Genomic DNA, 7,353 nt, shown 5'->3' on the forward strand with positions numbered 1-7,353 from the left:
CTCTTCTTGTTTTGCGCGTCGGCGCGGGCCGAGCGGATGTTGTACACCGCGGCTTTGAATTGCGGGTTGGTTGCCAACTGAGTGCGCAGGCTGGCGGTATCGCGCGGCAAGACCGAGGCCAGATCAGCTGGTTTGCTCATGTCATTGCTTGGGGCCATGCCGGTCAGGCGTTCGTAGCGCGCGGAAACATCATGCAGATTGGAAGACTGCGTCAGCCAATTGGACTCGGCCAGCGCCAAACGGCCGGTGGCAGTTTCCAGATCCACGCGGCGGCCCACGCCGGCATTCACGCGCTCGGCGATCTGATCGTAGGTTTCTTTGTGAATGGCGTAATTGTCGCGGGCCAGATTCACCAGCTCGCGGTAGCGCAAGACATCCAGATACGCCTGGGTGGTTTCCAGCGCAGCTTGATCGCTGGCGGCCAGCAATTCGTAATAGCGAGTCAGTTTGCCATAGCCGAGGCGGCGCACTTCGGTTTGGGTGGCAAAGCCATCAAACAGCATCTGGCGCAATTCCAGATTCACGCCAGGGTGCGTGAAACTGCCGGTTTTGCTCTTCGGATAATCTTTGTTTTCGACGCCGTAATAGCCATTCAGATCGACGCGCGGATAGTAATTACCCTTGGCAGCATTTTGCTCTTCGCCCGCGGCTTTGTAGCTCAGCCATTTCATGCGTACTTCGGGGTTTTTGAGGATGGTTTGCTCGACAGAGTCTTGCAGGCTGGCGGCGCCCGCTGCCGTGGCCCAGGCAATCAGCGTACAGGCCACACTTAATTTCAATTTCATACTCATTTCCCCAGCAGCAATCATTAATCGAATGGATTCAGTCTAATTGCAAATTGGGAGGTCAGCTGAATTGCCCGTCGCAAACTGTATTTTTTGGCGCGATTGTAGCGAGATACACACGCTTGATAAATCTGCCGTTTATACTGGGCTTTTGCGACTCAAGCGACGCGCCGTTTATTTCCCATGCTGGCTCTCCGCCCTTTTTATCTACGCCTGCGGCCCCTGCTGCTTGCCCTCAGCCTGGGTGGCCTGCTGCTGGCCAGCTGGCCGGCGTGGTCGAATTGGGATTTCGATAAATTATTAAAAGTCGCGCAGCAAAAATACGGGGCGAATGTCGCCAAAACCGTGAGCGAAGTGCAAAACCTGCTCGGTAGCCTGAAAGCAGCAGCCGAGCCGGACAAACTGAAACGGGTCAATGAGTATTTCAACCGCAAGCTGGCCTTCACCGACGATAGCGCGCTGTGGAATGCGCCCGATTACTGGGCTACGCCGCTGGAAACCATCGGCAAACAAGCCGGCGATTGCGAAGACTTTGCCATCATCAAGTACTTCGCCCTCAAGGAATTGGGCGTCGCACCCGAAAAATTACGTATGAGCTATGTCAAAGCCAAAATTGGCGGGGCCAACAGCACCGTCACGCAGGCGCATATGGTGCTCACCTACTACCCCACCCCGGACGCCGAGCCTTTGATTCTGGATAACCTGATTACCGACATCCGTCCGGCCAGCCGCCGGCCAGATCTGGTGCCGGTATTTAGTTTTAATCAGGCCGGGATTTTCACCGGCGGAGGTAACCAGCCGGCCGGCTCGATTGACCGACTATCGCGCTGGAAAGATGTGTTGCTGCGCATGCAGAGTGAAGGGATTGATTTTTAAGGATTTGGCTATGTCGTTATTTCGCCAGGTATGGCTCATGATTATTGGCTCGGCACTGCTGGCTTTTGTGGCGGCCTTGCTGGTCAGCACGCTCAGTGCCCGGGATTACCTGCAGACCCAGCTCTACACCCAGAGCAATGACACCGCCACGGCGCTGGCGCTGTCGATGTCACAACAAAGCGGCGACCCAGCCATGCTGGAGCTGATGAGCAGCGCGCTGTTTGATTCCGGCCATTTCGAGCTCTTAATTGTGCGCGACCCGCATCACAAGGTCTTGATTGAATTACGCAATAAAGAGCTGCCAAGCGACGTGCCACACTGGTTTGTGCAGGCCTTTCCGATTCAGGTGCAGTCGGGGCAGGCGCTGATCAGCAATGGCTGGAAACAGGCCGGCTCGGTCGAGATTCGCGCGCATAGCAAATTTGGCTATGAATCGCTGTGGAGCAGTGCGCAAAAGCTGTTTATCTGGATGCTCCTAGGGGGTATTACTGTCGGAGGCTTAATGCACTTTGTGCTCACGCGTATACGTAAGCCGATTACCCAAATTACCGAACAAGCTCATGCGATTACCGAGCGCCGCTTTATCGCGCTGCCCGAGCCACGCTATATCGAGCTACGCCCTGTTGCCGCGGCGATGAATGTGATGGTGGCGCAAGTGAAAGCCATGTTTGACGAACAGGCGGCGCGGATCGATCAGCTGAAAAAAGACGCCAACCGCGACCCGGTAACCGGCCTAGCCAATCGCAGCTTTTTTATGGGCCGGCTATCCAGCTTGCTAGGTGGTGAAGACAGCCCGCCAGAAGGCTATTTGCTAATGCTACGTCTGCATGATCTGGGGCAAATTAACCGCAACCTCGGCCGTGAAGCCACCGACCGCTTGCTGGCCGAGCTGGCTGGCTTGCTGGCCAAACAGGCCGACGAACACGAAGGCTGGGTGGCCGCCCGGCTGAATGGTGCCGATTTTGCCTTGGCGGCGCCCGAATTAAGCGATGGCACGGCGCTGGCCGAACAGCTGCTGGCCGAGCTGGGCGCCTTGGCTCCGAGCGAAACCAATCTGCTGCATCTGGGCTACAGCCACTACAGCCGTGGCGAGACCATGGGCGAATTGCTGGGCCGCACCGATGCCGCGCTGGCCCGCGCCGAAGCGCATGCCCACAATGCACTGGCCGATGCCGCCCATCAGCCAACCCAGAGCAGCAAACCCAGCGCCGAATGGCGCAGCCGCCTGCAAACGGCGATCGAACAGCAGCAATTTGTGGCGCATAGCTTCCCGGCCATTGATTGGCAGGGCAAAGTGCTGCACCGCGAACTGATGTTGCGCCTGCCCGATCTGGAAACCGACGAGTTGTTGTCCGCCGGGGTGTTTATGCCCTTTGCCGCGCGCTTTGATCTGCTACCGGCCATTGATCTGGCCGCGATCCGGCTGGCGCTCGAGCTACTGGCGGCGCAGCCTGATGATGTGGCCGTGAATGTGGCGCCGCAATCGATGCGCGACAGCCGCTTCCGCCGTGAACTGGTGCAATTGCTCCAAGCCCAGACGCTGGCCACCCGCCAGCGGCTATGGCTGGAAATTGCCGAACAGGGCTTGGGGCAAGATCTGGAATCGCTGGCGACTTTTGCCGCTGAAATGCATCAGCTGGGGCTCAAAGTAGGGATCGAACACTTTGGCCGCCAGTTTGGCAGCATGCCGCGGCTGTATGATTTACCGCTGCATTATCTGAAAATCGACGGCAGCTTTGTGCACGAAATTGATCAGCACGAAGGCAACCAGCATCTGGTCAAAGCCATGGTGGGTATCGCCAGCAAACTGGGCATCCGCACGCTGGCCGAGCTGGTGCGCACCGAAGGCGAATGGCAGCAACTGCAAGCGCTGGGCCTGCATGGCGCGACCGGGCCAATTACCCAGCATAAGTAAGCAACAGCATCTGGGTATATCGCTGCAAGCATTATTTGAAAATATCTGCAGCCATATACCCACCCAAGCCGATTAACTTACCCACAAAAAAGCCCCCGTTTACGGGGGCTCAGATTGATGACCACCCCCCACTCGCGAAACGAGGCTCCCCTCAAGGAGGGGACGGGAGGGGTGGGAATAGAACATCAAGGCTGCAGATTCAAAGTCTTATTTTCTAGGCTCGGCTGTGCCGAGACTTGAATCATGTTGTTATTCCACTTTGCTAGCAGCCTGAGCCCCCGTTTTACGGGGGCTTTTGCATGCCGAGACGAAAGCTTAGTCAGTCAGCAGGTTTTTATTGTTCAACAGGTTTTGGATCACCGTTTGATCATTGCTGCCGGTGGCGCCTAAATCGACGTTTTTCAGAATGATGGTCTGATCTTCAGCGCCTTTATAATCGGCCGCCAGCCCGGTGAATTTACCCGCGCTGCTGATGTGCACAATGGTATCGCTACCCGATTTCTCGAAATGCAGATACTGGGTGAGATTACCGCTGTTTTCCCCTTGCAAGAGATCACGCAGATCCAGCGCATCGCCGGTATTGGCTGTTTTGTCAAAATCCACAATCAGGTCAGTGGCATTGTTCACCACATTCACCGTGCTGCCCACGCCGTAGACATTGCCCGCCCCGGCAGCCGTGGCCCCCGGTGTGCTGGCCTGATCGCCCAAGGTCCACTTGAACACATCAGAGCCGGCATCACCACGCAGCAGATCATTGCCAGAACCGCCGACGAGCAAATCATTGCCAGCGCCACCGCGCAGAATATCCAGCCCAGCGCCGCCAAACAGCTTGTCGTTGCCGGTACCACCATACAGCGCATCGGAGCCGTTTTCGCCAAACACGGTGTCATCCCCTGCGCCAGCATTCACCAGATCGGTCACCGGCTGCATCTGGTTCACAATCGATTGCACCAGTTTGTCGTTATTAGCCGTTGTGGCCAAGGTGCCATCGGCAGCCATGAGGAAATCTTTGCGCGCGCCGGTATAGAACTCGGCCAGCGTCCCCTCGAGGACCGAATTATTGGCACTCTGGGTTTCACCCATGTAGATCAGATCATTACCGGCCCCGGCCTCAACGTGGTCATTGCTGCCACCGGTGAGGATCACTTGGCTATTGCCTGTGCTAGTAGACGAATATTGCGCCCCGGCCTGCGGCACATTATTGGCATTGAAGTAAGCCGAAGTCGCCACATCAATCACATTGCCGGCGCCAGACTCAGGCCCTTGCACAAAGTAAGACCCTACCCCGCCGTCACCGGCGCCATTGAGCACCGCATCGGGTGGCACCACCCGCACAAAGACAATCGCCGTATCCGTGCCACCAAAGCCATCGCTGATGGTGTACTCGATCTGCGCTTCACCCAGCCAGCCGTTGCTAGGAGTAAAGGTCAGCGTGCCATCGGCATTTTTGCTCACCGTGCCATTGCCGGCCAGCACGGTTGGGGTACCGATAATGGTCACCGCATCCCCCTGCGCATCGCGGTCATTGCTCAACACATTCACCGTTACTGCCTGATTTTGCTTGGTAAAGGCGTAGTCATCTGCCGCGATTGGCGCCGTGTTGTAGCGTGGCGGAATCACATTCAAGGTCAGAATGCTATTTGAGGTGTCTTTATCGCCATCGTTGTCGATCAACGTGTAGCCAATTTTCTCTTGGGTAGTGACGGTAAGGTTAGTAGGTGGCGTGTAGGTATACTTACCATCATCCAGATCAACCACAAACAGGCCGCCCAGCGCGGTGGTGATTTTCAGGACATGGTTAGTAGCATCGAAGCTGTATTTATTGCTAGTTGCCGACGGGGTGATGGTATTCGCCGTGGCGTCAAAGGTGTATTTGATGCCATCGACGGTCACATCGTTAATATGCCCACCATCGGCGCCAAACAGGCTCGATGCAGTACCACTCACCGCAATCTGGCCCGATGTTGGGGTCAGCACGGTATCGCGCAGGATCGGTGGCAATTGCGACAGATCAGTCACGATAATCGCATTGGCCTCTGTACCAGTGCCGACGCCATTGTAGGCCAGGGGATCCAGATTCGTGCCACTCACACCAGAACCCAAGCCGATGGCCAGCGAGTTGATGTCTTTGCTGTTGAGGAAATTGGTCCAGTTAGTGATTTCTGTCCCGACAATCCCCACGCTGCCAGTGCCATTATCTTCGGTCGGCACGCCATCCGAGAAGAAATAAGCCACATTCTGCCCACCCGGCAGTTTGCCAGCGTCATCGTAGCGCGAGGTGACCTGCTGCAGGGCGGCATCGTAATCGGTGCCGCCACTGGCAGTTAGGGCAGCTAGCACAGATTTCGCTTCCGCGGCAGTAATCCAGGTCGTGCTACCCCGAACACTGGCGGTGCTGCCAAAGGTCACCAGCATGACTTTCACGTCACCGACATTGTCATAGTCATTGATCAGCTGGGTTAGCGCTTCTTTGGCCACTTGCAGGCGGGTTTTGCCGGCAATCCCGCTTGGGTCATTCATACTGCCGGAGATGTCCAGCGTGAGAACCAGATTGGTGTTCACATACGGCATTTGCACATCAACCGTTTTGCTGACACCCAGCGGCATATCGTCTTCAACGTTTACCGTGAATTTACCGCTGGCGCTCAAGCTACCATCGCTGGCCGTCACAGTAACGTCAAAGGAGTTTACGTCTTCCACACCTTTACCGGCATGATCCAGCGGCCCACTCAAGTTAACGGTGTATTTACCGCTCGCATCGATATTAATGGTGAGGATAGGATTGCCATTCACACTGCCGACCAGATTGGTTGTGCCATTGCCCGACCACACTAGCGGCACTCCACCCGAACTCAGCCCGGTTGGGGCCGTGAGCGCCAAGCTCACCGCAGCGCTATCTACATCACCAAAAGTCACCGTGCCCTGAGCGGTAGTGCTATCGGTGGTATCGCTGGTACCGGTCGTATCTTTCAAGCCGCCCGATAGGCCTTCTTCAGACACGCTCACCGCGGCCGTATTGATAGTCAGAGTGGGCGCATCATTTACGGCAGTGACTTTAATCGTGTTCACGGCCACATTGCTATCAAGCGCACCATCGTTGACCACCACGTTGATCGTGCGATCCACCGTGCTTGGGTTATCCGAGCTGGAGCTAAAGCGGATGGCCTCAATCGCGGTTTCGTAGTTGGCTTTACTAGCAAGGCCTGTGAGCGTGATGACGACCTGGCCATTCACCAGCGTTTGGCTCGCGGTAATACCAGCCGGCAAGGTGCCCACCGTCAACAGATCACCAAGCTGTGGATTAGTCAGCGTAATCACCGCTTTGGTCAGGTTCGCGCTATCCACATCGGTAATCAGTGAGTCGGTATCCGCAATGGCCACACCTGCGGCATTCTCGGTATAGCTCGTGCTGTAACCAGTACCCGTAGCGCTGGCATCCAGATCCAACACTGGCGCGTCGTTCGTGCCATTGATGGTGATGCTCAGTTTGGCGCTGCTGGTGGTGCCGTCGGCATCGCGAACGGTGTAGGTGAACACTTCGTCGGTGAGGCTCTGCCCCGGATTGAGGGCGTTCACCGTCGGGTTGCTGTTATTCAGCGTGTAGATGTAGCTGCCATCGGCATTCAGCGTCAGCGTGCCGTATTTGCCGGTGAGCGTCCCGGCATTGGTGACGGTCAGGCCGGTGTCGGCGCTGTTCTGGTCGGCCACGCCGCCTTTGGCGTCGCCCAGCACCACTTGGCCGGTCACGCTGGCGGTGTTCTCCAGAATGCTGTTGCT

Annotated in this window: 4 protein-coding genes; 2 read left to right on the top strand and 2 right to left on the bottom strand. The window is 56.6% G+C overall.

Annotated elements, in window-relative coordinates; translation table 11 throughout:
* Positions 1-785 (bottom strand): TolC family protein (locus G482_RS0101050; RefSeq protein ID WP_034618549.1); only part of this gene is annotated, 785 nt, incomplete at its 3' end.
* 183 nt (positions 786-968) lie between these two features.
* Here G482_RS0101050 and G482_RS0101055 point away from each other — a divergent pair.
* Together G482_RS0101055 and G482_RS0101060 are read left to right on the top strand one after the other, a co-directional pair.
* Positions 969-1,661, top strand: a complete 693-nt coding sequence (locus G482_RS0101055; protein ID WP_028448466.1) for a transglutaminase-like cysteine peptidase — start codon at positions 969-971, stop codon at positions 1,659-1,661.
* A 10-nt stretch (positions 1,662-1,671) separates the two neighbouring features.
* Entirely contained in the window at positions 1,672-3,576 is a 1,905-nt protein-coding gene (locus G482_RS0101060; RefSeq protein ID WP_028448467.1) for a bifunctional diguanylate cyclase/phosphodiesterase, read from the top strand.
* Between the two features lie 315 nt (positions 3,577-3,891).
* Here the strand turns inward: G482_RS0101060 and G482_RS0101065 are convergent.
* On the bottom strand, positions 3,892-7,353 hold a 3,462-nt coding region (locus G482_RS0101065; protein ID WP_028448468.1), incomplete at its 5' end, for a cadherin-like domain-containing protein.

It is taken from the genome of Chitinibacter tainanensis DSM 15459 (assembly GCF_000429785.1).
GTDB classification, from domain to species: Bacteria; Pseudomonadota; Gammaproteobacteria; order Burkholderiales; family Chitinibacteraceae; genus Chitinibacter; species Chitinibacter tainanensis.